Raw genomic sequence first — 26840 nt, forward strand, 5'->3', positions numbered from 1 at the left:
GATGAGCCCCCCGATGCATGATCTGTTCGACGAACCGCTGCTGCCCGGCCTGCGCAGCGCCGATGCGTTCGTCACGGCGGACGAGGAGCGCGCGCTGATCGCGCAGATCGATTCGCTCGATCTGGCCCCGTTCCGCTTCCAGGGATGGCTCGGCAAGCGACTGACGCACAGCTTCGGGCTGCATTATGATTTCGATCGCGGCGCATTGGCGGCGACCGATCCGATGCCCGCCTGGCTGCAACCCGCGCGCGACCGGGCCGAGGCGTTTGCGAGCCTCGCGCCCGGCACGCTCGAACAGGCGCTGCTGATCCGCTACGATCCCGGCGCGGGGATTGGCTGGCATCGCGACCGGCCGCATTTCGAGCATGTCGTCGGCATTTCGCTCGGTGCCCCCGCGGCGATGCGCTTTCGCCGCCGATCGAACGAGCGCTTCGAGCGTCGGAGCGTGCCGCTGCCGCCGCGCGGAATCTATCACCTCCAGGGAGAGGCGCGGTATGATTGGGAGCATAGCATCGCGGCGATGACGGAAAAGCGCTGGTCGGTGACGTTTCGCAGCCTGTCGGAGCGTGGGCGCATGCTGATCGGCGCGGCGCTTTGACGACGCACACCGATCTCCCCGATTTCGTCGTCATCGATGTCGAGACCGCGTGCGCGCGGGTCAGCAGCATCTGCCAGGTCGGGATCGTCGGCTTTCGCGACGGGCGCGAGCTGTTCGCCTGGGAAACGCTGCTCGACCCGTGCGACGAGTTTCACGCGATGAACACCCACATTCACGGCATCGCCGCGCATCACGTCGCCGGGCAGCCGACCTTTGCGCATGTCCATGCCCAGATCGACCGGCATCTGGCGGGGCGTGTCACCGTCGCGCATTCGCATTTCGACAAAGGCGCGCTCGCCGCCGCCTGCCGCGTTCATGACCGGACGATCATCGAGACGACCTGGCTCGACAGCGTCCGTGTCGCCAAGCGCGCCTGGCCCGACCTCGCCAACCATAAACTGGGCGGGCTCGCGCGCTATCTGGGGATTCCGCACCGCCACCACGATGCGCTCAGCGACGCGAGGGCAGCGGGCTGGGTGATCGTCAAGGCGATCGACCACACCGGATTGTCGCTCGCCGACTGGATGGCGCCGCCGCGCAAGCCGGGGGCGGCACCGCGCGCGGCGGCCAACGGCCCGCTCAAGGGCGAGCGCGTGGTGATCGTCGGCGAACCGCGCGACGGGCCGCTGGCGCATGGCATCGCCGCGCAAGGCGGGGTGGTCCGCACCGCGGTGGGCAGCACGACGACGATGCTGGTGCTTGCCGATGAGGGGCCGCTGGTGCGCAGCGATCCGCAGTTGCGCAAGGCGCAGGCGGCGCGGCTCGGCGGCCAACCGATCCGGATCGTCACCGCGCACCGGTTGGCCGAAATGCTCGCCGCCTGATCGCCGTGCGGCGGAGCTTTGTGGCCAGCGGGGATTTGGTGCTTTGCCCGCTGGCGTCGTAGCGAACGACCCAGCCTATCCCCGCGCACCGGAGACCGACGATTTTCCATCTGTTTTTCAGCCTGCCCGGCCTGCTGGTGATCGCGCGCTTCATCTGGCCGCTCAGCATCCCGACGCCGATGAAGATCGTGCTGGCGATCGCGGTGCTGGTGGCGTCGCAATATCACCTGTGGAGCCGGTTATCGTCGGGGTCGGTATTCTCGCCCGAATTCCCCTTTGCGATCGTCGTGCTGTTCAACTGGGCGTTCGGGACGATCGCGCTGCTCGCGGTGTTGCTGCTGGCGCTCGACCTCGGCACGCTGGTGGTGTGGCTCGTCCGCCGCGGCGCTTCGCCCCCCGATGGCGTTCGCTACGCCATCGCGGCAGGCGCGGCGGTGCTGGCGGCGATCGCGGTGTCGCAGGCGGTTCGGGTGCCGCCGGTGAAGGAGATCGAGGTCAGGATCGCCGGATTGCCCGCGCAGTTCGACGGCTACACGATGCTCCAGTTGACCGACCTGCACATCAGCCGGCTGTTCCCCGAGCGCTGGACGCGCGCGGTGGTCGACAAGTCCAATGCGCTCGCCCCCGATCTGATCGTCGTTACCGGCGATTTCATCGACGGCAGCGTCGAACGGCGCCGCGCCGATGTCGAGCCGCTGCGCGATCTGCGCGCGAGCGACGGCGTGCTGTTCATTCCGGGCAACCACGAATATTTCTTCGGCTATCGCGAATGGATGCGCCATTTGTCGGCGATGGGGATGCGCGCGCTCGAAAACGACCATGCGGTGATCGCACGCGGGCAGGGGCGGCTGGTGATCGCGGGCGTCACTGATCTTACCGCGCCGGGCACCGGCCATTCGGGGCCCAATGTTGCCGCGTCGATCGCCGGGGCACCCGCTGGCGCACCGATCATCCTGCTCGATCACCAGCCCAAGAATGCGCGCGCGGCTGCGCCGCTGGGCATCGCGCTGCAATTGTCGGGTCACACGCATGGCGGGATGATCCGCGGCCTCGACCGGATCGTCGCGCGCGCCAATGGTGGCTTCGTCTCGGGGCGGTATCAGGTGGGCGACATGCAGCTATATGTGAACAACGGCACCGCGCTGTGGCCGGGTTTCGCGTTGCGACTGGGGCGTCCGTCCGAGCTGACGCGGATCACGCTGCGGCCGGCGGCATAGGAAGGGCGAATGACAGACGACTACGACCGGGGGCGACGCGACGGGTTGCGGCTCGCGCTGGCGGTGCTTGCCGCCGAGGAGACCAAATGGGCCGCGACGTTGGGTGAGAGCCGGTCGGGGCGGACCAACGCGGTGCGCCAGGTTCGCCACAAGACGCTGCAGGTGGCGCAGCGGCGGGTGCAGACCGTGCTCAACCGGCTGTCGCCCAAGGACGACGGCGCACTCGATGCCGAAATGGCGTCGGCGCTCGACAAGCTTGGGCTGTGACCCCTGGCGCGCTCGGACGTTAAAGCGCGATCACTTCTTCTTATTTCGTTCGTGCTGAGCTTGTCGAAGCACCGGTCTTTTCTCGCGACCGGCTCGCGGAAGACATACGGTGCTTCGACAAGCTCAGCACGAACGGTTGGGCTTAAATCGGCCCGAGGTTATCTGGCGCCAAAGCTCAGTCCGGACGGTTGCCCATCACCTCGCCCAGCCGCACCGGGCGTTCGGGCGCCCATGCGGGGTTGAAGGCGATCGTGCCCGGCTTGAACAGCATGACGATCGTCGATCCGAGCAGGAAGCGGCCCATTTCCTCGCCCTGCTTCAGCACGATATTTTGGTCGGCATAGTCCCATTCGGCAGGCGCGCCGGTGCGCTTGGGGTTGACGACGCCGTGCCAAACCGTCGCCATGCTGCCGACGATCGTCGCACCGACCAGCACCATCACGAATGGCCCATGCTCGGGTGAATCGAACACGCACACCACGCGCTCGTTGCGCGCGAACAGATTGGCGACGCCGCGCGCGGTGACGGGGTTCACCGAAAAGAGCGCGCCGGGCACATAGATCATCCGCCGCAGCTTGCCGTCGCAGGGCATGTGCAGCCGGTGATAGTCGCGCGGCGAGAGATACAGGTTGGCGAAGCTGCCATGCGCGAACCCTGCCGCCAGCGCCGCGTCGCCGCCGACCAGTTCGGTAGTGGTGAAGCGATGCCCCTTGGCCTGGACGATATGATGGTCGTCGATCGCGCCCAACTGGCTGATCGCGCCATCGACGGGCGAGACGAAATCGGCGGGCGCGATCGGGCGGGCGCCGGGCTTGAGCGGCCGGGTGAAGAAGTCGTTGAAGCTCGCATAGCTTGCGATGTCTGGGTTCGCGGCTTCGGCCATGTCGACGCAGTAGCGCTTTACGAACCAGCGGATCAGCCGCGGCGTCAGCGCGCTCCCGCGCGCACCCGCGACGCGGCCCGCGAACACGGTCAGCCGCTGCTTGGGGAGCAGATGTTGCAGCAGGATTTGAAGGCGATCGGACATCGGGAAGCTCGAAGCGAGAGGAACTGGGCAACGGGCACCCAGCATGCCCGGCGGTGCCGGTGTCTCGGCCGTAGCGTCAGATCGTGCGATTGTCGCTGATTTGAAGTGGTTGTCCCGCTGAGTGCGTTGACAACCGACCCGATCGGCTGCGAATCGTGGCGGCGATGACCGGGCGCGCAATCGATGCCCGGCGCTGCAGGAGGACGGGATGCGGGGATACAGGTTCGTGACGATGGCGGCGGCGGTTGCGCTGGCGGTGCCGGTCGGTGCGCAGCAGGCCCGGCGCGAGACGGCGACGCCGACCCGGACCGCGGCGGCCGAAGACGGGCAGCTCTCGCTGTCGGAGCGCGGCTATTTGACCCGGCCCGGCCTCGACGTGATCGTGTTCGACGATATCTATCCCGATGGCCACCAGACCGGGGTGACGGTGATCCAGCACGGGCTGCGTGTCGCGGCCAATGGCGACATCCGGCTGGAGGCCGAGCCCGGCCAATGGTCGCCGATGCCTAAAGGGGGCGAGCGCAAGATCGATCCGGCAACCGGCACGATTACCCAGACGCTTTCCTTTCCCGATCCCGACAAGGACGGCAAAGGCTTCAACCCGATCTTCTACCCCGATCTGGAGCTGTCGTACAAAGTCCGCGTCGCGCCCGAGCCAGGCGGCGGGTTCCGCGTCAGCGTCGACATGGATCAGCCGGTGCCCGCCGAATGGGTCGGCCGCGTGGGGTTCAATTTCGAGCTGTTCCCCGAGCATCTGTTCGGACGCTCCTGGGTGATGGGCGATCAGGGCGGCACCTTCCCGCGCCAGCCCAACGGCCCGGTCGCGGCATCGACCGGACCCCAGGTGCCGGTCCCGCGCAACGCGCAGCCCAACGGGCCGGTGCAGAACCCCAACGGCCAGATCCTGGGCGTGCCGCTGGGCACCGGCCGCAGCCTGGTGGTAGCGCCCGAAAGCGATCGCCAGCGCATGACGATCACCAGCGAGACCGGAACGATCGCGCTGATCGATGGACGATCGGCGCATAACAACGGCTGGTATATCGCGCGCGAGACGGTGAAGGCGGGGGCCACCACCAATGCGGTGTCGTGGGTCGTGCGGCCCAACACCATCGCCGGCTGGAGCTATGCCCCGGTCGTCCAGGTGAGCCAGGTCGGCTACGCCGCCGCCCAGCCCAAGCGCGCGGTGATCGAGCTCGATGCCCGTGGCGTCGCGACCGAAGCGCAGGCGACGCTCTATCGGCTGACCGCCGCGGGGCGCGAAGCGGTCAAGACCGGGCCGACGGCGAACTGGGGCAATTTCCTGCGCTATCGCTACCGCACCTTCGACTTTTCCGATGTCACCACCCCCGGCATGTATGTGCTGGCCTATGGCGGGACCGAGACCAACGCGTTCCGGATCGGCGACGATGTCTATTCGCGCGGGGTGTGGCAGCCGACGCTCGAGACCTTCCTGCCGGTGCAGATGTGCCACATGCTGGTACGCGAGAAATATCGCGTGTGGCACGGGCTCGACCATCAGGACGATGCGCTGATGGCGCGCACCGACCTCAACCATTTCGATGGCTATGTGCAGGGGCCGCAGCCGATGACCCGGTTCGCGCCGGGGGAGATCGTGCCGGGGCTCAACGCCGGCGGCTGGCACGACGCGGGCGATTACGACCTGCGCGTCGAATCGCAGATCGGCACGGTGTGGGTGCTCGCCAAGATGGTCGAGGAACTCGGCCTCGATTACGACGCGACGCGGGTCGACGCCGCGGCGAAATCGGTCGAGATCCGCGATCCCGACGGCAAGAACGACGCGATCCAGCAGATCGAGCACGGGCTCGCCAGCGTGCTCGGCGGCTATCGCGCGCTGGGGCGGCTGTACCGCGGGGTCATCACCCCCGATCTTCGGTCCTACGCGATGCTCGGCGACGCCGCGAACCATAGCGACAACGTCTTCCGCAAGCCGGTCGCGGGGCTCGGTGTCGATGCCAATGGCAAACCGGTCGACTTCGACGATCGCTGGGTGTTCACCGAGGATAACCCCGATCGCGAACTCTACACCGCCGCCGGGCTCGCCGCCGCCGCCCGGGTGCTAAAGCGCAACAATCCCGCATTGTCGGCCGAAGCGCTCGCCGCGGCACGCGCGATCGCTGCCAATGCCATGGCGCGCGCCAAGAGCGTGCCGAACAAGGTGTTCGCGCTGGCCGAACTGGCGCAGGCGACGGGCGACCGCGCCTATTTCACCGCGCTGGGCGACATGACCGACGTGATCGTCGCCAAGCCCGGCGAAACCGCGTGGATGCTGGCGTCGATCCGCGGTGACCTGCCCGCGGCGATGCGCAGCCGCGTCGATGCCGCGGTGGTCGGCTATCAGCGAACGGTGCAGGCAAGCGCCAAGACCGACAGCCCTTACGGCATCCCCTATGTCCCCAAGATCTGGGGCGCGGGCTGGGATATCCAGGAGCGCGGGGTGCAGCAATGGTTCTTCGAAAAGGGCTGGCCCGACGCGACCGACGAGGCCAGCTGGCTGAATGCGCTGAACTTCGTGCTCGGCGCGCATCCGGGCGAGAACCGCGCGAGCTTCGTCAGCGGGGTGGGGGCCGAATCGGCGTTGGTGGCCTATGGGGTGAATCGCGCCGACTGGTCGTATATTCCCGGCGGGGTGATTTCGGGGACGAACCTGGTGCGGCCCGATCTGCCCGAACTCAAGACCTGGCCGTATTTCTGGCAACAAGGGGAATATGTCATGGGCGGTGGTGCGACGAACTTCATGTTCCTGGCGCTCGCGGCCGACCGCAAATATGCGGGGGCCAAGTGATGAGCGCGGGTCGAACGATGTCGCTGGTCGCGGTCGCGCTGTTGGTAGCGCCCGTTGCGCAGGCGCAGGTCGCGGGCGGCATCGTCGACGATGATCCAGCGATCCGCGAATATGTGCTGCAGAACGCCAACGGCACGCGGGTGCGCTTCCTGAACTATGGCGCGACGGTGACCGGCGTCGAAGTCGCCGACCGCGCGGGCAGGCGTGCGAACGTGGTGCTGAGCTATCCGCGGGAGAGCGACTATCGCCGCGGCAGCGAAGGCAATTGGTTCGGCTCGATGATCGGACGCTATGCCGGGCGGATCGCCGGTGCCCGCTTTCCGCTCGACGGGCGGATGGTCCAGCTCAAGCCCAACAACGGCCCCAACGCGCTGCATGGCGGCGGCGGGCAGGGACCCGATCGCGCGATCTGGCGCGTGCGCGAATTCTCCGACCAGCAGGGTGTGGGCGCGGTGCTGCGCCACGTTTCGCCGGCGGGGACGCAGGGCTATCCGGGAACGATGACGATCACCGTCGTCTATCGCTTGTCCGACGACGATGCGCTCACCACCGAAATCAGCGCGACCACCGACGCGCCGACGGTCGTCAACCTGACGAACCATGCTTATTTCAACCTGGGCGGGGTGGGATCGGGGACGGTCGAAGACCATCTGCTCAGCATCGCCGCCGATGAAATGGTGGTGACGCGCGAAGGCGGGATCCCCACCGGCGCGCTCGCGCGGGTGGCGGGAACCCCGCTCGATTTTCGCGATCCGCACGCGATCGGCGCGCGGATCGACGCGACTGACCGGGCGATCAAGCCGCGTCCGGGCTATGACCATGGGTTCGTGCTGCGCGGCGGGGTGGCCGACGAACCCCGCAGCGTGGCGGTGTTGACCGATCCCGCGAGCGGCAGGACGCTGACGATCGAAACGACCGAGCCGAGCGTGCAATTCTATACTGCCGAGCACATGGACGGCAGCGAGGCGGGGAGCGCTGGACCGCTAACCAAACGCGCGGGTGCTGCGCTCGAAACGCAGCATTTTCCGGACAGCCCGAACCAACCGAGTTTCCCCTCCACCGAGCTGCGTCCGGGTAAAAGCTTCAAGGGCGTGACGGTGTGGCGGTTCGGGGTGGCAGTCAAATAGCCAAGCACCGCGCCGCGACCGGCCGGGGCGAGGGTCAGCTTGCGTAGGCGCGGTCGAACAGGTCGAGTGCCTTTTCGGCATGGGCGCGGATTTCGTCGGGCTCGGGGATGCTGATGATCCCCCATAGGCGAAGGTTCTGCTGCGTCTGGATCAGCTGGATCAGGTGCATCGCCGCCTGCAGCGGGTCCTCGCTGCGCAAATCTCCGGCCTCCATCCGCCCGGCGATATAGCGCGACAGGCGCTCCATCACGACTTGCGGGCCGCGTGCGTAGAAAAGGCGACCGATTTCGGGGAAGCGGCCGCTTTCGCCGATGATGAGCCGGTGCAAGCGGATGCTGTCTGGATCGAGCATCTTGCGCAGGAAGCGTTCGGCGAAGTCGAGCAACGTCGCGTGATATTCGCGCTCGGGCCGCAGCGTGTCGTCGAGATTCTGGCGGAAGTTCGACGTCACCTCGTCGAGCACCGCCGCGAACAGCTCTTCCTTCGAAGGGAAATAGGCCCAGAGCGTGCCCTTCGATCCGCCGAGCTGGGTCGCGATCGTCGACATCGATGTCGCGGCATAGCCATGTTCGAGAAACGCCTCGCGCGCCGCCGAAACGATCGCGGCGCGCCGCGCTTCGCGGTTCTGATCGCGGCGGGTTTTGGGCTTAACCATTCATCGTACTATAAAGTACGGTAATCGATTGACAAGGAGCGATGGCGGAACCATCTGCGCGCCGTACCCAGGAGTACGGTAATTTATGCAGATGATTCGGCTTATCGGCTGCGGGGCGATCGCAGTGGCAATGGCAGGCTGCGCCGCGCCCGATCTGGGGCCGCGTCCCGAGCTTGCCACCCCCGACACCTATGCCGCGCGTACCAGCCTGGCGGCGACCCGCAGCGCCGCGGCCTGGCCGGCGGCGGGGTGGTGGCGTGGCTATGGCGATGCGCAGTTGAACGCGCTGATCGACGAGGCGCTGGCGGGATCGCCCGACATCGCGATCGCCGCCGCGCGGGTGCGCAGCGCGCAAGGCGTGCTGCAGCAGGCGGGCGCTGCTGGGCTGCCGAGGCTCGACGCCGAGGGCGCGGCGGGGCTCAACAAGCAGAGCTACAATAACGGCATCCCGGCTGAATTCGTGCCCAAGGGGTGGAACGACACCGGCCGGCTGGCGCTCAACTTCGGGCTCGATCTCGACCTGTTCGGGCGCAACCGCGCGGCGCTGGCGGCGGCGACGTCGGATGCCGAAGCCACACGGCTCGAGGGCGAGCAGGCGGCGCTGTCGCTCGCGACCGATATCGCCGCGCGCTATGCCGACCTTGCGCGGCTCTATGCCGAGCGCGACGTGCTCGAACGCGCGCTTGCGGTGCGCAGTTCGACCGAGCGGCTGGTGGGCGACCGGGTCGCGATCGGGCTCGATACCCAGGCCGAATTGAAGCAGGCGCGATCGGCGGTGCCGGCGTCGCGCGTCGATCTTGCCGCCAACGCCGAACAGATCGCGCTCACTAAGAACATGATCGCCGCGCTGGTCGGCGCCGGGCCCGATCGCGCGCTGGCGATCACCCGTCCCGAAACCCCTGTGCTCGCGCCCGAGCTGCCCGCCGACGCCGCGATCGCGCTGATCGGCCGCCGCCCCGACATCGCCGCCGCGCGCGCCCGCGCCGAAGCCGCCGCCAGCCGGATCGACGTCGCGCGCGCCGATTTCTACCCCAATATCAGCCTGTCGGGGCTGATCGGTTTGCAGTCGCTCGGGCTCGACAGCCTGTTCAAGGGCGGGTCGAGCATCGGCAATGTCGGCCCCGCGATCAGCCTGCCGATCTTTCGCGGTGGCGCGCTGCAGGGCCAGTATCGCCAGGCGCGCGGCCAATATGACGAAGCCGTCGCGACCTATGACCGCGCGGTGATCGGCGCGCTGCGCGAGGTCGCCGATGCGGTGACCAGCCGGCGGCAAGTGGCCGAGCAATTGCGCGATGCGCAGGCGTCGCTCGCCGATGCTGAGGGCGCCTATACCGTCGCGCAGCTGCGCTTCCGCGGCGGGCTGTCGAGCTTCCTCAACGTGCTGAGCGCCGAGCAGGCGGTGCTGACCGCAAGGCGTAGCCTGGCCGACATCGATGCGCGCCGGTTCGCGCTCGATGTGCAGTTGGTGCGCGCGCTCGGCGGCGGCTTTCAACCTTCTATCCAGACCAGCGAGACACGATGATGGACATGCCATCCCCCGAGAGCAGCCAGGCGCAGACGGGCGAAATCCCGGTCGACCGTTCGAACCCGGGCAAGCGCAAGCGGCTGTTGCTGATCTTCGCCGCGGTGCTGGTGGTGATCGCCGCTGCCTATTTCCTCTATGACATGCTGGTGCTGTCGAAGCGGGTGTCGACCGACAATGCCTATGTCGCCGCCGAAACCGCGCAGGTCATGCCGCTGGTCGCGGGGCAGGTGATCGACGTCGCGGTGAGCGATACCCAGACCGTGAAACGCGGGCAGGTGCTGATGCGGCTCGACGATGCCGATCTGCAGATCGCGGTTGCGCAGGCCGAGGCCGAGCTTGCCGGCGCCGAGCGCCGCTATGCCCAGACCGCGGCGACGGGCGATGCGCTGGCGGCACAGGCCAATGCGCGCGGTGCCGATATCGGCAGCGCGCGGGCGCAGCTGGCGCTGGCGCAGGGCAATCTCGAGCGCGCGCAGATCGATTATCAGCGGCGCGAGCAGCTGATCTCGGCGGGTGCGGTGTCGGGCGACGAAGTGACCGCGGCCACTAACGCACTGCGGACCGCGCAGGCCAATGTCGCGATCGCGCGCGCCGGCATCGCGCAGGCGACCGCGACCCGCGCCTCGGCGCTCGAGGATCGCGCCGCCAATATCGCACTGACGCGCGGCACGACGCAGGCGACCGCGCCCGAAGTGCTCGCCGCGCGCGCCAAGCTGCGCCAGGCCAAGCTCGACCTTTCGCGCACCGTCGTCCGCGCGCCGATCGACGGCGTGGTCTCGCAGCGCAACGTCCAGATCGGCCAGCGGCTCGCGCCGGGCACCGCGGCGATGGCGATCGTCCCGGTCGACAAGCTATATGTCGATGCCAATTACAAGGAGGGCCAGCTGCAGAATGTCCGCGTCGGCCAGCGCGCGACGCTGACGTCGGACCTGCATGGCGACGACGTGGTCTATCACGGCCGCGTCGTTGGGCTGGCCGGTGGCACCGGATCGTCGTCGGCGCTGATCCCGGCGCAGAACGCAACGGGCAATTGGATCAAGGTGGTCCAGCGGTTGCCGGTACGGATCGCGCTCGACCCCAAAGAGCTGCGCGCGCACCCGTTGCGCGTCGGGCTGTCGATGGAGGCCGAGATCGACATCGGCGGCGATCGCTAGGAGCCGATAGATGGCGCAAGACCAGTCGGCGCCGCCGCTCACCGGCACGCGCCTGTTGCTCGCTGGCTTCGTGCTGGCGCTGACCAACTTCATGGTCGTGCTCGACACGACGATCGCCAACGTGTCGGTGCCGCACATCTCGGGCGGGCTCGGCGTGTCGCCGACGCAGGGGACGTGGGTGGTCACCTCCTATTCGGTGGCCGAGGCGATCTGCGTGCCGTTGACCGGCTGGCTGGTGCGGCGCTTCGGCACGATCAAATTGTTCCTGGCGGCGATGATCGGCTTTGCCGTGTTCTCGGCGCTGTGCGGGCTTGCATCGTCGCTGACGGGCATGGTCGCGTTCCGCATCGGTCAGGGGTTCTGCGGCGGGCCGCTGATGCCGCTGACGCAGACGCTGCTGATCATGATCTTTCCCCCCAAGCAGCGCGCCGCGGCGATGGGCGTGTGGGCGATGACGACGGTGACCGCGCCGATCCTGGGGCCGATCCTGGGCGGGACGATCAGCGACAGCTGGTCGTGGCCGTGGATCTTCTACATCAACCTGCCGATCGCGATCTTCTGCATCGTCGGGGTGTTCGTGCTGCTGCGCCAATCGGAGACCAAGACCGAGATCGTGCCGATCGACAAGACCGGGCTGGTGCTGATGATCGTGTGGATCGCCGCGCTGCAGCTGATGCTCGACCTGGGGCGCGAGCATGACTGGCTGGGGTCGAGCTTCATCGTCGGGTGCGCGGTCATCGCCGCGATCGGCTTCGTCACCTTCCTGATCTGGGAGCTGACCGCAGGCAATCCGATCGTCGACCTGCGCGTGTTCCGGCATCGCGGGTTCAGCGTCGCGGTGACCGCGCTCGCCTTCAGCTTCGGCACCTTCTTCGCCTCGGTCGTGATCATCCCGCAATGGTTGCAATCAACGATGGGCTATACCGCCACCGATGCGGGGCACATCACCGCGTTCAACGGGGTGCTGGCGATCGTCTTCTCGCCGATCGTCGCCAAGCTGAGCAACAAGGTCGATCCGCGCGCGCTGGTGTGTTTCGGCATCTTCTGGCTGGGGCTGACCTCGATCCTGCGGACCTTCTGGTTCAGCAGCGCCGATTTCTGGATCCTGGCCTTGCCGCAGCTGGTGCAGGGGATAGGCATGCCGTTCTTCTTCATCCCGCTGACGATCATCGCGCTGGGCGCGGTGAACCCCGACGAGACCGCGTCGGCGGCGGGGGTGATGAGCTTCCTGCGCACGCTGGCGGCGGCGATCGGCACCTCGATCGGCAGCACCTTGTGGCTGAACGGCGCGCAGCAGAACCGCGCCGAACTAACCAACGTCCTCAACAATGGCGACCAGGTGATCGCGAGCGCGGTGCAGCACGGGATGACCGCCGAGCAGGGGCGCGGGCTGATCGAGCGGCTGGTCGACCAGGAGAGCTTTGCGCTGGCGACCAACCATCTGTTCGCGCTGGCGGCGCTGATCTTCTTCGTCTCGGCAGCGATCATCTGGCTCGCACCGCGCCCGGCGCGACCGGTGGATCCCTCGGCAGCGCATTGAGGGGCTGACATCGGGGCAGGTGCGGATTGGAGTGGCGGCGCCAGCGCGCAGGCAGGCCGGTTTCCGCACGGCGCTGGAAAGCTCGATCACGGCCGCCGAACGTCGGGGCAGTTGAAGCGCTTTGCATAGCTCCCATATATACCCCCATAGGGTATTGGGGAGTAGAGCTTTGACGAACGCCAACATCGGGACGATCAACCGGCTGCGACGGGTCGAAGGCCAGGTGCGTGGGATCGCGCAAATGGTCGCCGACGAACGCTATTGCATCGACATCCTTCACCAGCTCCAGGCAGTGAAATCGGCGCTCGCGAAGGTCGAGAGCCAGATTCTGAAGGATCACGCAGCGAGCTGCGTCACCGCAGCGATCGCGTCGGGCGACGTCGACGACCAGCACGCGAAGTTCAACGAATTGATCGACCTGTTCGAGAGGGTGAAGCGATGACCGCCGCCAAGACCGCCACGCTGTATCGCATGGTGACCGACCAACATGTCTGTCCCTATGGCATCAAGAGCAAATACCTGCTCGAGCGCGCCGGGTACGCGGTCGACGACCAATGGCTCACGACGCGCGAGCAGACCGATGCGTTCAAGCAGGAACATGGCGTGAAGACCACGCCGCAGACGTTTGTCGCGGGCAGGCGGATCGGCGGCCATGACGATCTGCGCCGGTTCCTGGGTAAATCGGTGCCCGATCCCGACGCTACCAGCTACACCCCGGTGATCGCGATCTTCGCGATGGCGGCGCTGATGGCGATCGCGGGAAGCTGGGCGTCGACTGGCATGCTGCTGACGGTTCGCACCGGCGAATGGTTCATTGCGCTGGCGATGTGCATCCTGGCGATCCAGAAGCTGCAGGATGTCGATCGCTTCGCGACGATGTTCCTGGGCTATGACCTGCTGGCGAAGCGATGGTTGCCCTATGCCTATCTCTATCCCTTTGCCGAGGGATTGGCAGGCGTGCTGATGCTCGGCCGCGCGCTCGACTGGGTGTCGATCCCGGTGGCGTTGTTCATCGGCAGCGTCGGTGCGGTGTCGGTGTTCTACGCGGTCTATGTCGAGAAGCGCGACATCAAATGCGCGTGCGTCGGCGGCAGTTCGAAGGTGCCGCTGGGCTTCGTGTCGCTGACCGAAAATGTGATGATGGTGGCGATGGCGATCTGGATGCTGCTCCACCCCATGTGATCGCTGCGGGGCAAGGCGAGCGGGGGTGTCCCGCTCGCCGCCCCCGGATCAGGCGGGGACGCCCTGTGCGGCGGGCATCGCGGTGATGTCCGACGAACCGGACCAGATGTTGATCCCGCCATCCTTGGCCGCGGCATCGATCGCGCTCAGCTCTTCGCCCGCGAAGTCGAGCCGCTTGACCGCGTCGAGCGCGTCGTCGAGCTGTTCGACCGTACGCGCGCCGATCAGCGCCGAGGTCACCCGCGGATCGCGCAGCACCCAGGCGATCGCCATCTGCGCGAGCGTCTGGCCGCGTGCCCTGGCGATCGCGTCGAGGCTGCGGATCGCCGACAGATTCTGCTCGGTCAGCATCCCCTGCGACAGCGATCCGCCGCGGCTGGCGCGTGCGCCCTCGGGCACGCCCTGCAGATATTTGTTGGTGAGCATCCCCTGCGCGAGCGGCGAGAAGGCGATGCAGCCGGTGCCCAGCGCCTCGAGCGTGTCGAGCAGTTCGCGTTCGATCCAGCGGTTGAGGATCGAATAGCTCGGCTGGTGGATGAACAACGGCACCCGCTCCTCGGCGAGGATCGCCGCGGCCTGGCGCGCGAGGCCGGGCTCGTACGACGAAATGCCGACATACAGCGCCTTGCCCTGGCGGTGCAGCTGGACGAGTGCGCCCATCGTCTCCTCGAGCGGGGTCGTCGGATCGACGCGGTGCGAATAGAAGATGTCGACATAGTCGAGCCCCATCCGCTTCAGGCTCTGGTCGCAGCTGGCGATGAGGTATTTCTTCGACGACCCGATATCGCCATAGGGGCCGGGCCACATGTCCCACCCCGCCTTGGTCGAGATGATCAGCTCGTCGCGGTGCGCGGCGAAGTCGGTCGCGAGCACGCGACCGAAATTCTCCTCGGCCGATCCGTAAGGCGGGCCGTAATTGTTCGCGAGATCGAAATGGGTGACGCCGCGATCGAAGGCGCGGCGCAGGATCGCGCGCCCGGTTTCGAAGACGTCGGTGCCGCCAAAATTCTGCCACAGCCCCAGGCTGATCGCGGGTAATTTCAGCCCGCTGCGGCCGGTGCGGCGATAGGGCATGCCGGCATCATAACGAGCAGGGTCAGCGGCATAGGGGGCGGGGAACGGCATAGGGCAGCATCCTTGTTGGGCAGAAGGTTGGCGTGTCCTACCGCCGGTTGTTCGATGAACGCTACCCATAGCCAGTAGTTTCGCTTGCCCTTTGCTCCGCAGCCTACGCTGCGCCCGAGGATCGTCCGGCCGCATTGCCGTGTCGATCGGGGGTTGCCTTTGCCTCTTCGCCCGTGAATGTTAGCGCAAACAATAAGAGGGAGTGGATGATGAAAGCATGCTGGACCGTACGGGCACTCGCGCTCGCCGCCTGCGCAACCGCTGCGATCGCGCAGCCGCTGGCGGCGCAGGACCGCACCGCGCCGTTGCAATTGGGCGAGGGCGAAATCTATCGCGCGCCCGGCGTCGACTGGCTGGTGTTCAGCAACTGGTATGACGGGCTGTTCGCCGATGCCAAGATCAGCGGCGTCGAGCTGATCCAGCAGGGCGAGCGGATCGCCACCAATGGCGATGTCCGGCTGTCCTCGACCCCCGGCCAATGGGACGCGATCGGGCGGCTGGTCGAACGGCGCGTCGATGCCAAGACCGGGGTGATCGAGGCCGAGCTCGAATATCCCGACCATGATTTTCGCTACCTGATCCGCTCCGAGCCCAAGGCCGGCGGATTGCAGGTGACGGTCAGCCTGCCGCAGGCGCTGCCCGCGGCGCTGGCGGGCCGCGCGGGGTTCAACCTCGAATTCCAGCCTTCGGCCTATTACCACGAGGCGTTCCTCGTCGACGGCAAGCCCGGTGGCTTTCCGCTCTATCCGGCGAGCGAGATGACGCTCACCCCCGAGCGCAACGCCGCGAGCGGGCGTGCCGACGGCCCCGGCGCCGAGCCGGTGGCGATGGCGATGGGCAAGCGCTTCGTGCTGGCCCCCTCAAACCCCGGTCGCCGCGTCAGCGTGACCTCGGACGTGCCGGTTTCGCTGTATGACGGGCGCAACCAGGCGCAGAATGGCTGGTTCGTGCTGCGCTCGCTGCTGCCCGCGGGCAAGACCGGCACGGTGATGACCTGGACGCTCGACGCCAACAGCGTGCCCGGCTGGCTGCGCGCGCCGGTGATCGGCCATTCGCAATTGGGCTATGCCCCCGGCGAGACCAAGATCGCTACGGTCGAGCGCGACGCGAACGATCGCAGCGCCGGCGCGGTGCGCTTGCTGCGCGTTGGCGAGGATGGCCACGAGACCGTCGCGCTGCAGGGCGCCGGCAAGCCCTGGGGCGACTATCTTCGCTATCGCTACACCAAGTTCGATTTCAGCAGCGTCCGCACGCCGGGCGTCTATGTCCTCGAAACCGGCAAGACGCGCACCGCGCCGTTCCGCATCGCCGACGACCTGTATGCCAGCGCCTGGCATCCGACGCTCGACGTCTATTTCCCCGTCGCGATGGACCATATGTTCGTCAACGAAGCCTATCGCGTCTGGCACGGCGACCCGCATCGCGACGATGCGCTGCAGGCGCCCGTCAATCACGAGCATATCGACCTGTATCGCCAGGGGCCGACCACCGACACCAAGTTCAAGCCCGGCGAGCATATCCCCGGGCTAAACGTCGGCGGCTGGCTCGACGCCGGCGATTTCGACATCCGCACCCAGACGCAATATGCCGTCATCCGGCAGATGGTGCAGAGCTGGGAGGATTTCCGCCCGACGCGCGACACCACTTCGATCGACCAGGAACGCCGCCACGTCGAAATCCATGTGCCCGACGGCAAGCCCGATCTGCTCCAGCAGATCCGCCACGGCTCGCTCCAGCTGATCGCGCAGTTCGACGCGGTGGGGCATGCGATCCACGGCATCGTCGAGCCCGATGTCGCGCAATATACCCATCTGGGAGACGCGGTGACCAAGACCGACGGGCTGATCCATGACTGGCGGCTGAAGCCCGGCGAGGTGAAGAACGGCCGCAGCGGCACCCCCGATGATCGCTGGGCGTTCACCAGCAAATCATCGGCGCTGAACTATGGGTCGATCGCGGCGCTCGCGGCGACGGCGCGCGCGCTCAAGGGCTTCGACGACGATCTCGCCGCACGCAGCCTCGAAACCGCAGAGCGGATATTCGCCAAGGAACAGGCGCAGGCGCCCGATACCTTCAGCCACGGCAACACCACCGGCGGGCCGCTCGAATCCGAACGTTTTGCTGCCGCGGTCGAGCTGCTGCAGGCGACGCGCAAGCCCGTCTATGCCGAGGCGGTGGCGCGCGAATGGCCGGCGATCGCGCCCAATTTCGCGCGCGACGCCGATGTCGCGGTGCGCGCGCTGCCGTTCATGCCCGCAAGCTATCGCGCGGGCGTCGAGCAGGCGGTGCGCGGCTGGGCGAAGCAAAGCGAGGTGATCGCCGCCGCCAACCCCTATGGCGTGCCGATCACCACCGGCGGCTGGGCGGGCAATGGCGCGGTGCTCGATTACGGCAACACCACCTTCCTGCTCCACCGCGCCTTCCCCGAAATCGTCAAGGCCGACGCGGTGTTCCGCGCGCTCGCCTATCTGCACGGCAACCATCCCGGATCGGACATCTCGTTCGTATCGGGAGTGGGCACGCGATCGAAGGAAGTCGCTTATGGCAACAACCGCGCCGATATGAGCTTCATCGCCGGCGGCGTGGTGCCGGGCGTGTTGATCGTGAAGCCCGACTTGCCCGAAAACAAAGAAGACTGGCCCTATTTCTGGGGGCAGAACGAATATGTCGTGAACACCGGTGCTGCCTATCTGCAGCTGGTGCATGCGGCGCATGCGCTGACGCAGCAAGGAGCAAAGCCCGCGGGGTGACCGCGGCGGCTGAATAAACTGCTGCACCCATGGGGCAAAATGGCCCGGCTGCGCGCGCCCAGCGTTTGCTTGGCCCGAAGCCGTTTTGCCCCATTATCTGATTGCAGAAAGCGACGCGCGACGCGCGCGCCGGGGCTATGGGCGAAGAATTTGCCCAGGATCATCGGCGCCGCGCCGAATTGCGCAACTTCCGCGGCCATCCCCCGTTCCTCAGGGCAGACACGCCCCTGCAATCGCATGACTCAAGGAACCGCTATGGCCATCACCCTGACCGCAAGCTTCGACACCCGCCGCGAAGCCGAAATGACGATCGAGCGCCTGGTGCAGGAACACGGGCTCGAGCGCACCGATATCTTCGTCGCTGCCGAGGGCGATGAAAACACCGCGGGCGAGGAAGTCGCGGGATCGGACACCGAGGCTGCCGATCCGACCCCCGAACACCGCGACGATGCTGCGTTGCATGGCCGCATCCAGGTTTCGGTCGATATCGACGACAGCGACAAGGCTGACATCGTGCGTGCCGCCTTTGCCGAGTTCGATGCCGAAGCGGTATCCGAGGGCTGAGAGGGGCGGGCGAACGGATCGAGCGACAGTCCTTGACCGCTAGAAGATCCCCAGGAACTTCTTGCGGCCCTCTTCCTTCGCCTTGCCCGAGGTGCCTTTCCCGACATCGTCGCGCGGCTTGCCGTCGCGGGTGCGCTGTTGGGTCGCGGTGGCGCCCGACAGCACCGGGCCGCACGCCGCCGAGCTCGCATCACCGACATCGACGAACGCCAGTAGCGCGGCGGGCGGCGCCGCCAGCACCGCAAGCCCGAGCCCGATCCCTGCGCGGCCGAGCAATTCGGGGCTGACCACGTCGAGCGAGGGTTCGGAGAAATAGCCGCCGATGCCGACGGGCGATTGCGCCGAAAACAGGCTGAACTTCTTGCCGTCGGCGCGGAAGGCGAGGTCCATCTGCTCGGTCGCGAAGCTGAAGCCGCCGCGGCCGACGATCACGTTCTTGCGCGTGTCGATCAGGATCGGATCGGCGGCGGCGACGCCGCGGCGCACGGTGAAGGCGACCAGCCCGCAATTGATCTGCACCGGCTCCTTCAGCCGATCCTCGAACATCTTCTGGACGAACACCCCGAAATCGAGCTCGGCGAGCTGAACGTTGCGTGTCGAAAAGGTGCCCTGCGGGATGATGAACGCGATCCGCCCGCGTGAGGTTGCGAGCGAATCATGCAGCGTGTCGCCGTCGCCGACCAGCTCGAGGCGGCCCTTCACGGTGCCGTTGGTGCCCGCCTCGGCAACACCGAAACCGCCGAGCAACTGCGCCATCGGCGTCGCGCCGAGGCGGAAATCATAGGTCGTGCGCGCGGGGCGGCGGCGCCAATCGATCCGAACGTCCGAATTGACCGCGCCGCGCGCCATCGTGAAGTTGAAGGGCGAGAGCTTCAGCAGCCCGTCGTCGAGCGCGACGGTAACGGCGACGTCGCTGACGGGAACGCTGTCCGACCGCAGCCGCGCGACCTTGTAGCGGACATCGGCATCGAAGGCGCGCAGCCCCTCGGCGCGCAGCGTCGCGTCGGGGAGCAACCGCGCGGGGGCGGCGCCCGAGGCGCGCGCGGCGGTTTCGTACCCGCTCTTGGCGACCAGATCGGGATTATATCCGATGAACGGCGCGACATCGATGATGTCGAGCGTGCGCGTCGCCAGATCGGCATCGATATGCACGCGCGGGCCGCCGTTGCGGACGGTGAAGGCGCCGGCGATGTCGCTGTCGCCGAAGCGCCCGGTCATCTTGTCGAAGCGATAGCGGTTGTCGCGCTTCACCAGCTGCGCTTTCATCTGGTAGGCGCGGCTTTGCGGGACGATGATCCCGAGAATGCCGAGCAGTTCGGCGGCGTTTCGCCCGCGCGCGGCGACCGCCAGCGGCACGCCTTCGATATCGGCGAGGCTGGGCAGCGTGCCGCCGATGTCGATCCGGTTGTTCGCGGCGCGCGCGCGCATCACCAGCTTGTTGCTACCGCGCGCGACGGTCGCGTTGGGGGTGAGCAGCGCGCCGGTGAGCGTGAAGGGCGTCTTGCGGATGCGGCCGTCGCCGGTGAAGCGCACCGCGTCACCGATCTGCGCGTCCTGCGAGGTAATCGACGAGAAATCGAGATCGGCGAGCAGGTCGAGCTGCGGATCGCGATAGCGCAGCGCGGTCGATACCAGCTTGGCGCGGTCGATCACCGGCATTTCGAACGGCTCGCCACCGCCGTCGCTGTCGAAGGTCCAGCTGTTGGCGGTGCGCGCGGCATTCCATTCGAGATCGAGCGAGGCGTCGGTCAGGTCGAGCCAGCGCATCCGGCGCTTGCCGAACAACAGCGACAGCGGCGCGATCCGCGTGTCGATCCGCTTGGCGGCGAACAAATGGCGCTGCGTCGTCCATTCGGGGTTCGACACCGTCAGCCCTTCGGCGAGGAACTTGATGTCGAAGGGGGCGAAATAGAGCTGGAAGTCACCGCCCACCTTGACCTGGCGTTCGATCATCCCGCCGACGGTGCGCTCGAACGGTCCTTTGAGGAAGCGGCCCTTGGTGATGAACAGCACCAGCCAGATCGCGGCGATCGTGACGAGGACGCCGATGACGATGTTGCGCAGGATGCGGAGCAGACGGCGGCGCTTGGCGCGGGCTTCGACCGGGTCGGGCGTGTCGGTAACGGGGTCTGGCAGGACCGGTGCCTGCGTCTCTTCACTGCTTACGCCCTGCACCATGTCACCAGCCCTACAATCAAACCCCAGGCTTACCCTGCCAAACCTTGCCATAGCATGGCCGCGTTCGGCTGCCTTTGTCGCGCGCGATCTTTCGTGAAGGGTGGAACGCCGCAAGCGTAACGACGTTGCAAGTTTTTGGGGAAAATGCCGATTTGTCCGTCCTGCAGCCACGATCCGCCGACCGTCCGCTGAAAATCGCGGTGATCGCGCATCTGCGCCATGCCGTCGCCGAACCGTTTATGGGCGGGATGGAGGCGCATTGCGACCTGCTGGTGCGGACGCTGATGGCGCAGGGGCATGACGTGACCCTGTTCGCGAGCGGTGACAGTGCCGCCGACCTGCCGGTGCATGCGATCGCGCCTACCGCCTATGAGACCGAGCTCCCCTGGGCGCATTGGCGCGGCACCGATCGGCTCGATCGCTGGCTGAGCGATGCCTATGCGCGCGCCTGGGCGGCGGTGCGCGGTGGCGGGTTCGACATCGTCCATAACAACAGCCTGTTCGCGCCGCTGCACGATTGGGCGCGGCGCGACGGGGTGCCGATGCTGACCTCGCTCCACGTCCCCCCCTTCGCGATGCTGCGCCAGGCGATCGCGCGCAATCCGGTGCCGTGGTTGCAGTTGACGGTGCCGTCGGCGGGGCAGTTGCCGGCCTGGGCGGGGGTGCATGACGAGGGCATCCGCGTCGCGCATAACGGCATCGACCTTGCCAAATGGCGGTTCGGCGCGGCGGGCAATGGCCGGGCGATCTGGTTCGGGCGGATCACCCCTAACAAGGGGACCGTCGTCGCGCTGCGCGCCGCTAGCGCTGCCGGGATCGCGCTCGATCTGGTCGGGCCGATCGAATGCAGCGACTATTTCGCCGAGGTGTCGCCGCTATTGGGCGAGGGGCACCGCTATCTCGGGCATTTGTCGGGCGGCGAGCTGGTCGAGCGGGTGCGCGCGGCGTCGGTGATGCTGTGCACGCCGATGTGGGACGAACCCTTCGGATTGGTCGCTGCCGAGGCGATGGCGTGCGGGGTGCCGGTCGCCGCGCTCGATCGCGGGGCGCTGGGCGAGGTGATCGGCGATTGCGGGGTGCTCGCCGCCGATGAAGCGGGGCTGCCCGCCGCGATCGCCGGGGCGCTCACCATCTCGCGCGAAGCCTGCCGCGCGCGCGTCGAGGCGCGGTTTTCCGCCGATGCGATGGCGAGGCGCTATGTCGCCGCCTATGCCGATGCGGTGGCGGGGGTGCCGGCCTCGAGCATCGAAAGGACGCGCGCGCTACTGGCATAAGGCCGGTCGGCCTGCTGGCGGGTGAGCGCGAAATCGCGTTCGTCGGGCGCGCGCAACATGACATAATCATCGCCGCGGCGCGCGATCAGCCCCATCAGCACGAAGGCGCGCAGCCAATGCTGCATCGTCCATTCGCCCCATTTGTCGTGGAAGCGCCGCGCATTGGCGACGACGCTCTCGACATGATGCACCGGCGGCATATGGTGCGGGTGATATTGGTGATAGGCGCGCGCACCGCGGGCCCAGAAGATCGGCACCCCGGCGGTGGCGACCGAGCGCCCGAAATCGGTATCCTCGCCGCCATAGCCGACGAAACTCTCGTCGAATCCGCCAAGCGCCAGGAAACGGTCGCGCCGCATCGAGAAGTTGAGCGACCAGAAGCAGCGATAATCGCGGCACGGCCCCAGCAATCCCTCGGGCGGGCCGGCGCGTTCGCTGTGCAGTTCGGCGATGCGATCGAAGCGGGCATAGTCGATGCCGTCGTCGGTGGCACCGGCGGGCAGGTAAAGCATCTCGCCCATCACCAGCGCGTCCTGATCGCCGAGCCGCGCGGCATGGTCGCCGACGAAATCGGGATCGGGGATGCAATCGATGTCGAGAAAGGCGATCCGGTCGCCGGTCGCGGTGCGCGCGGCGGCGTTGCGGGCGGCGGCGAGCGGCAGCGTATCGCTCGCCATCATGATCTGCCGCGCCGGGAAAGCGGTGGCGGGAAGCGTATAGGGCGTTTCCTGCATCACCCCGATCACCAGTTCGGCGGGCGGCGTCGCCTGCCGATTGAGGCCGTGGACCAGATTGACCAGATGGTCGGCGCGGCCCCGACCCAGCGTGCATAGCGACAACATCAACTGATCATTTCTGCTAGGAGATTAGGGGCTGCTGCGCGGGGCGCTGGGCGTTGCCATGCCGCGAGGCGTTCGAACCAGTCGGCAACGCCCTGCGCGGCGTGCGGATCGACCAGCATGTGCTGCTTGGCGGTGTCGATCGCGGCGGCGCGCGTCCAGGCGTCGCGCCAGGCATCGACATGCGAGGGCCAATGGTCGAGCGTCACCGCCGCCCCCGCCTGCGCCAACATCCGCGCTTTCCAGCGCTGTTCGTCGAAATAGCGCCATTCGGGCACGACGATCCACGGTCGCCCTGCGGCGGCGATCATGTGGACCGTCGTGTTGCCCGCCGACGAGACCACCCGGTCGGCCGCGGCGATATAGCTTGCCGGATCGTCCACCCAGCCGAGATGGCGCAGGTTCCCCGGCACCGTCGCGTGCCATTCGTGCGCGACCGCGCCGATCGTCAGCCAGAGCGTATCGGGCTGCGCACGCGCGCCCAGCGTCAGCGGGGTGGCGGGGGTGCCGTCGCCGCCGCCGCCCGCGACCACCAGCACGATGTCGCGGTCGAGCGGCAGGTTCAGCGCGGCGCGCGCGGCGTCGCGGTCGGTCACGGCGGGGTGGACGCCGACGCCGGGGGCGTGGTGCATCTTGGCGCGCATCCAATCAGGGCGGCCGGGCTGTTCGAGCAGCGGATGATAGGGCGCGAGGATGCCGAGCGCTGATTCATACGCCGCCATGTGGCCGGGATCGCTGCGGTCGCCATGCTGGAGCACGGCTACGCACGGTACCGACGCGATCCGCGCAAGCTGCGCCAGTTCGGCCGAGACGTCGGTGACGAACAAGGCGGGTCCGGCGTCGGCAAACCAGGTGGCGATCGTCGCCACCGCCCGGGTGATACTGGCCCAGCCGAGCGGCGCGCAATGCAGCGTCGCGGGCGTGGCGGCTTCGGCCAGAGCAGCCGGCGCATCGTCGGGCGCCTCGAACAGCGACGGGATACGCGTCACCGCAACATGCGCCGCGAGCGGCGGGAAGATGTCGTCGCGTGCCGAGAACAGCATCACCGGACGGTCGGCGGGCAGCGCGTTGACGATCGCCGCAGCGCGTTCGGCATGGCCGCGTCCCTGGTGGTGGACGAAATAGCCGATCGCGCCGCTCATGCAGCCTCGCGCCCGCGCTGGCCGGTCAGACCGCGCTGCTCGAGTGCCTCGACGATACCGCCGGCGTGACGGCTCTTCGATACGAACATGCCGGGCCGGGCGGCCAAGGCCGCAAGCTGGTCGTCATGGTTTGCGACGATGATCGCATTGGGGCAGCGTTCGAGCATGTCAATGTCGTTGCCGCTGTCGCCGGCGGCATGGACGCAGTCGATCGGCAGCCCCATGCGGTTCGCGGCCCACAGCATCGCCGCGCCCTTGCCCGCGCGCGCCGGCAGCACGTCGAGCAGGTCGCCGTGACTCCAGACGACACGCGCGGCGATCCCCGCCGTCGTCAGCCGATCGGCCAGCAGCACCGGGGTCGCGGGATCTTCGGCGAACCAGCTCAATTTGTGCCGCCGTTGTTCGACCGCGGGTTGCCAGCGCATCTCGGGGAGGGTCGCCGCCACCGCGGCGATCGCGCCGCGGTCCCAGCCATGATCGATCCAGCGCGCGAAATCGGCATCGGCGAACAGCCGCGCGCCGCGGCGCCAATAGATTTCGCAGCCGACCGAGGTGATCAGCAGCATCGGATCGGGATAGCCCCAGTCGTGCAGCAGCCGCTGCGCCTCCTGCAGCGACCGCCCCGTGGCGACGCCGAAGCCGACATCGCCGCGATCGGCGAGCACTGCGCACAATTCGGCGGCGCCGGCGCGGCAACCCGTCAGCGTATTGTCGATGTCCGACAACAGCAGATGCTCGGGGCTCGCCGGGGTGATCGCGGGAGCATGGAGCGTGCGCGCGATATCGACGAAGCGCGCGGCATAGGCGTCCCAGGTCATCGCCTGCGCATTGCGCCGCCCCGCCGCCGATGCCGCCTGCCAGCGCGCGCGGTCATCGAGCAGCGACGCGATCGCGCCTGCAAAGGCCGGCGGATCGTGCGGATCGGCGACGACGCCATGCCCCAGCGTGGCGACGATGTCCGACGGACCGCCATGCGAGGTCGCGACTACGGGCAGGCCATGGCTTGCGGCTTCGGTGAGCGTCAGGCCATAGGGTTCGGTCCAGGCCGGGTTGACGAACACCCCGCCGGTGTCGCGCGCCAGCGCGTAGAGCGCGGCGACATCGGCGCGATCGTGACGCTTGGGCAGCGCCAGCCGCCCGTACAGGTCGTGCCGGTCCATCCGGTCGAGCAGCCCCGCGATCACCTCGCGCTGTTCGGCCTCGCCGCTGTCGGGGGCGTCGCGCAAGCCGGCGACGATCACCAGGTTGGCGCGCGCGCGAAGATCGGGGTCGGCGGCGTAGAGATCGACCAGCCCTTCGAGATTCTTCTTGGCGACCGGTCGCGCGATCGCGAGCAGCATCGGCAGCGACGGATCGCGCAGGAACGGCGCCAGCAGCGCGCGTGCGCGATCGGGATCGGCGACGGTGCCGCCGTCGATGCTGGCGCCTGGGGGTACGCAATGGATCCGTGCTGCGTCGGCGCCGTCATACAGCATCAATTGCCGCTCGGCCTCGTCGCGCGACGAGGCGATGATCGCGTCGGCGCCGATGACCGCGCGGGTTTCCATCGCGATCCGCCGGTCCATGTCGCCGCACGGCAGCGCGGCACAGCGCGCCTTGTCGATGCCGAGCGAATGCGCGGTGTAGATGAAGGGAATGCCGAAACGCTCACGCACCGCCATCGCGACCTCGGCGGCGTCGGCGAAATGCGCGTGGAGCAGGTCGGGGCGGTGATCGAGCGTCTCGAACCACGCCAGCAGCGCGCGGGTGAAGGCGGGGCGGTCGGCGGTGCTTGCCTCTTTGCTCAGATAGGCGCGGTTGCCGCTGTCGATTCGGCGGATCGCCAGCTTGTCGCCGACCGGTTCGAGCTCGCGCGCATAGGCGGCGCCGAGCACCGTATCGTCGATCATCCGCGTCACCAGCTCGACGTGAGTCACGTCGGCGCGCGCAGCCAGCGCCATCGCCGCGCCGAGCGCATAGGCGATATGGCCCCCGGTATCTTCGGTGATGCCGAATTCGACCGGCAGCGCTTTCAGGCACCCCCCCAGCGCCAGCGAAACTATTCGCACTTTCGGTTTCCTTTGGCATAGAGACTGCCACGGCGCGTCGGTGGCAAAAGAGCAAACACATTGTTTTGCTTCCGGTTGCTTGATCCACATCAGTGCGAGAGTTTTTCCAGTGTATTTTCGTGGTCGCCTGCGCTGATGCCGGCCCTTTCCCCTGCTCCGCGCTATGTTTTCGTCGGCGGTCTGCACCGCAGCGGCACCAGCATGGTCGCCGCGCTGATCGCCAAGGCACCGGGGGTCGGCGCGATCGGCGGCGCGCCGGTGCCCGAGCAGGAGGGGGTCTATCTGCAGGGCGCGATCCCGCACACCGCGCGCCACGGCATCCCCGGCGCCTTCGCCTTCGATCCCGACCAGCATCTGACCGAGGCGAGCGCGTATAACAGCGCAGAGGTCGAAGCGCGGCTGAGCGCAAGCTGGGACCGATGGTATCCCCCCGAGGCGACGCTTCGGGTCGAGAAATCGCCCGTGAACCTGCTGCGATCGCGGCTGTACCAGCAGCTGTTTCCGACCGCGTCGTTCGTCTTCGTCGTGCGCCACCCGGTGGTGGTGGCGCGCGCGACGAGCAAATGGAGCGAGGCGCCGGTGGCGCGGCTGGTCGAGCATTGGGATGCGGCGCATCGATTGCTGCTCGCTGACCTGCCCTATCTGCATAATTACCTGATCGTCCGCTACGAGGACCTGGTGGCCGATCCGGCGCGCGCGCTGGCGCGGATCGGCGGCTTCATCGACCGTCCGATCGGCGACGCGAGCGGGATCGAGGATCGCAATTCGGGCTATGCTGGCGGCGATCGCATCGCGCTGCCCGATGTCGCGCGGCGGCTGGGCTATCGCGACGATATCGCCGCGATAGCCGCGCCCGAAATTGCCATGCATCGCCATTGCTTGAGCGAAATTCGCTCAAGGATCGACCGGCTCGATTGACCACGCCCGCGCTGTGGCACCTTCATTTGGCATTTCGAACGCCTATATGTTGCACTGCACCATGGTGCGTCGGCATGCCGCCG

22 protein-coding genes are annotated in these 26840 nt (G+C 67.6%); 15 read left to right on the plus strand and 7 right to left on the minus strand.

Annotated features, from left to right (window positions below; all coding sequences use genetic code 11):
- The first annotated feature begins 13 nt into the window (after positions 1-13).
- The 4 genes from OKW76_RS13045 (at position 14) to OKW76_RS13060 (ending at position 2906) form a co-directional block, all read left to right on the plus strand.
- Positions 14-598 (plus strand): alpha-ketoglutarate-dependent dioxygenase AlkB, encoded by a 585-nt coding sequence (locus OKW76_RS13045; protein WP_265549290.1) that lies wholly within the window; start codon positions 14-16, stop codon positions 596-598.
- On the plus strand, positions 595-1422 hold the full coding sequence (locus OKW76_RS13050; protein WP_265549291.1) for an exonuclease domain-containing protein: 828 nt from the start codon (positions 595-597) through the stop codon (positions 1420-1422). Before OKW76_RS13045 ends, OKW76_RS13050 begins: the two co-directional genes overlap by 4 nt.
- A 137-nt stretch (positions 1423-1559) precedes the next feature.
- Positions 1560-2639, plus strand: coding sequence for a metallophosphoesterase (locus OKW76_RS13055; RefSeq protein WP_265549292.1), 1080 nt, complete (start codon positions 1560-1562; stop codon positions 2637-2639).
- Between the two features lie 9 nt (positions 2640-2648).
- Positions 2649-2906 (plus strand): hypothetical protein, encoded by a 258-nt coding sequence (locus OKW76_RS13060; RefSeq protein ID WP_265549293.1) that lies wholly within the window; start codon positions 2649-2651, stop codon positions 2904-2906.
- Positions 2907-3081: 175 nt separating this feature from the next.
- On the opposite strand, the gene asd is transcribed toward OKW76_RS13060, so the two are convergent.
- Complete coding sequence (asd, locus tag OKW76_RS13065; protein ID WP_265549294.1) at positions 3082-3933, minus strand: archaetidylserine decarboxylase; 852 nt, start codon at positions 3931-3933, stop codon at positions 3082-3084.
- 208 nt (positions 3934-4141) lie between these two features.
- Here asd and OKW76_RS13070 point away from each other — a divergent pair, with 208 nt between their 5' ends.
- Together OKW76_RS13070 and OKW76_RS13075 are read left to right on the plus strand one after the other, a co-directional pair.
- Positions 4142-6736 (plus strand): cellulase N-terminal Ig-like domain-containing protein, encoded by a 2595-nt coding sequence (locus OKW76_RS13070; protein WP_265549295.1) that lies wholly within the window; start codon positions 4142-4144, stop codon positions 6734-6736.
- A complete protein-coding gene (locus OKW76_RS13075; RefSeq protein ID WP_265549296.1) occupies positions 6736-7863 on the plus strand; it encodes an aldose epimerase family protein in 1128 nt (375 codons plus the stop codon). Before OKW76_RS13070 ends, OKW76_RS13075 begins: the two co-directional genes overlap by 1 nt.
- 34 nt (positions 7864-7897) lie before the next feature.
- Here OKW76_RS13075 and OKW76_RS13080 read toward each other — a convergent pair whose 3' ends face one another.
- Positions 7898-8518: a TetR/AcrR family transcriptional regulator gene (locus OKW76_RS13080; RefSeq protein ID WP_265549297.1), complete on the minus strand. Its 621-nt coding sequence runs from the start codon at positions 8516-8518 to the stop codon at positions 7898-7900.
- A gap of 91 nt (positions 8519-8609) precedes the next feature.
- On the opposite strand from OKW76_RS13080, the gene OKW76_RS13085 reads away from it, so the two are divergent.
- The 5 genes from OKW76_RS13085 to OKW76_RS13105 all read left to right on the plus strand — a co-directional run bounded on the left by OKW76_RS13085 (position 8610) and on the right by OKW76_RS13105 (position 13919).
- The gene (locus tag OKW76_RS13085; protein ID WP_265549298.1) at positions 8610-10040 is read left to right on the plus strand and encodes an efflux transporter outer membrane subunit; all 1431 of its coding nucleotides are present in this window, start codon (positions 8610-8612) and stop codon (positions 10038-10040) included.
- Entirely contained in the window at positions 10037-11197 is a 1161-nt protein-coding gene (locus tag OKW76_RS13090; RefSeq protein WP_416221819.1) for an HlyD family efflux transporter periplasmic adaptor subunit, read from the plus strand. The genes OKW76_RS13085 and OKW76_RS13090 overlap by 4 nt, the downstream gene beginning before the upstream one ends.
- A gap of 10 nt (positions 11198-11207) precedes the next feature.
- Entirely contained in the window at positions 11208-12737 is a 1530-nt protein-coding gene (locus tag OKW76_RS13095; protein ID WP_265549299.1) for a DHA2 family efflux MFS transporter permease subunit, read from the plus strand.
- A 169-nt stretch (positions 12738-12906) separates the two neighbouring features.
- Positions 12907-13179 carry a metal-sensitive transcriptional regulator gene (locus OKW76_RS13100; RefSeq protein WP_265549300.1) on the plus strand — a complete coding sequence of 91 codons (273 nt, stop codon included), beginning with the start codon at positions 12907-12909 and terminating at the stop codon, positions 13177-13179.
- Positions 13176-13919 carry a glutaredoxin gene (locus OKW76_RS13105; RefSeq protein ID WP_265549301.1) on the plus strand — a complete coding sequence of 248 codons (744 nt, stop codon included), beginning with the start codon at positions 13176-13178 and terminating at the stop codon, positions 13917-13919. The genes OKW76_RS13100 and OKW76_RS13105 overlap by 4 nt, the downstream gene beginning before the upstream one ends.
- A 48-nt stretch (positions 13920-13967) precedes the next feature.
- Here the strand turns inward: OKW76_RS13105 and mgrA are convergent, their stop codons facing one another.
- Positions 13968-15044, minus strand: coding sequence for an L-glyceraldehyde 3-phosphate reductase (gene mgrA, locus OKW76_RS13110; RefSeq protein ID WP_265549302.1), 1077 nt, complete (start codon positions 15042-15044; stop codon positions 13968-13970).
- A 206-nt stretch (positions 15045-15250) separates the two neighbouring features.
- Between mgrA and OKW76_RS13115 the strand changes: the two genes are divergently transcribed.
- Together OKW76_RS13115 and OKW76_RS13120 are read left to right on the plus strand one after the other, a co-directional pair.
- Positions 15251-17794: a glycoside hydrolase family 9 protein gene (locus OKW76_RS13115; protein WP_265549303.1), complete on the plus strand. Its 2544-nt coding sequence runs from the start codon at positions 15251-15253 to the stop codon at positions 17792-17794.
- Positions 17795-18049: 255 nt separating this feature from the next.
- Positions 18050-18358 carry a hypothetical protein gene (locus OKW76_RS13120; RefSeq protein ID WP_265549304.1) on the plus strand — a complete coding sequence of 103 codons (309 nt, stop codon included), beginning with the start codon at positions 18050-18052 and terminating at the stop codon, positions 18356-18358.
- Positions 18359-18397: 39 nt separating this feature from the next.
- Here OKW76_RS13120 and OKW76_RS13125 read toward each other — a convergent pair whose 3' ends face one another.
- On the minus strand, positions 18398-20536 hold the full coding sequence (locus OKW76_RS13125) for an AsmA family protein (protein ID WP_265549305.1): 2139 nt from the start codon (positions 20534-20536) through the stop codon (positions 18398-18400).
- Between the two features lie 152 nt (positions 20537-20688).
- On the opposite strand from OKW76_RS13125, the gene OKW76_RS13130 reads away from it, so the two are divergent.
- Positions 20689-21810 carry a glycosyltransferase gene (locus OKW76_RS13130; protein ID WP_265549306.1) on the plus strand — a complete coding sequence of 374 codons (1122 nt, stop codon included), beginning with the start codon at positions 20689-20691 and terminating at the stop codon, positions 21808-21810.
- Here the strand turns inward: OKW76_RS13130 and OKW76_RS13135 are convergent.
- The 3 genes from OKW76_RS13135 to OKW76_RS13145 are packed head-to-tail and all read right to left on the minus strand — an operon-like array spanning position 21744 to position 25839.
- Entirely contained in the window at positions 21744-22652 is a 909-nt protein-coding gene (locus tag OKW76_RS13135) for a galactosyltransferase-related protein (protein ID WP_265549307.1), read from the minus strand. The genes OKW76_RS13130 and OKW76_RS13135 overlap by 67 nt on opposite strands.
- A complete protein-coding gene (locus OKW76_RS13140; protein ID WP_265549308.1) occupies positions 22652-23791 on the minus strand; it encodes a glycosyltransferase in 1140 nt (379 codons plus the stop codon). The genes OKW76_RS13135 and OKW76_RS13140 overlap by 1 nt, the downstream gene beginning before the upstream one ends.
- Positions 23788-25839: an HAD-IIB family hydrolase gene (locus tag OKW76_RS13145; RefSeq protein ID WP_265549309.1), complete on the minus strand. Its 2052-nt coding sequence runs from the start codon at positions 25837-25839 to the stop codon at positions 23788-23790. The genes OKW76_RS13140 and OKW76_RS13145 overlap by 4 nt, the downstream gene beginning before the upstream one ends.
- 135 nt (positions 25840-25974) lie before the next feature.
- Between OKW76_RS13145 and OKW76_RS13150 the strand changes: the two genes are divergently transcribed.
- The gene (locus OKW76_RS13150; protein WP_265549310.1) at positions 25975-26757 is read left to right on the plus strand and encodes a sulfotransferase; all 783 of its coding nucleotides are present in this window, start codon (positions 25975-25977) and stop codon (positions 26755-26757) included.
- Positions 26758-26840: the final 83 nt, after the last annotated feature.

Source organism: Sphingomonas sp. S1-29 (assembly GCF_026167545.1).
GTDB lineage: Bacteria > Pseudomonadota > Alphaproteobacteria > Sphingomonadales > Sphingomonadaceae > Sphingomonas.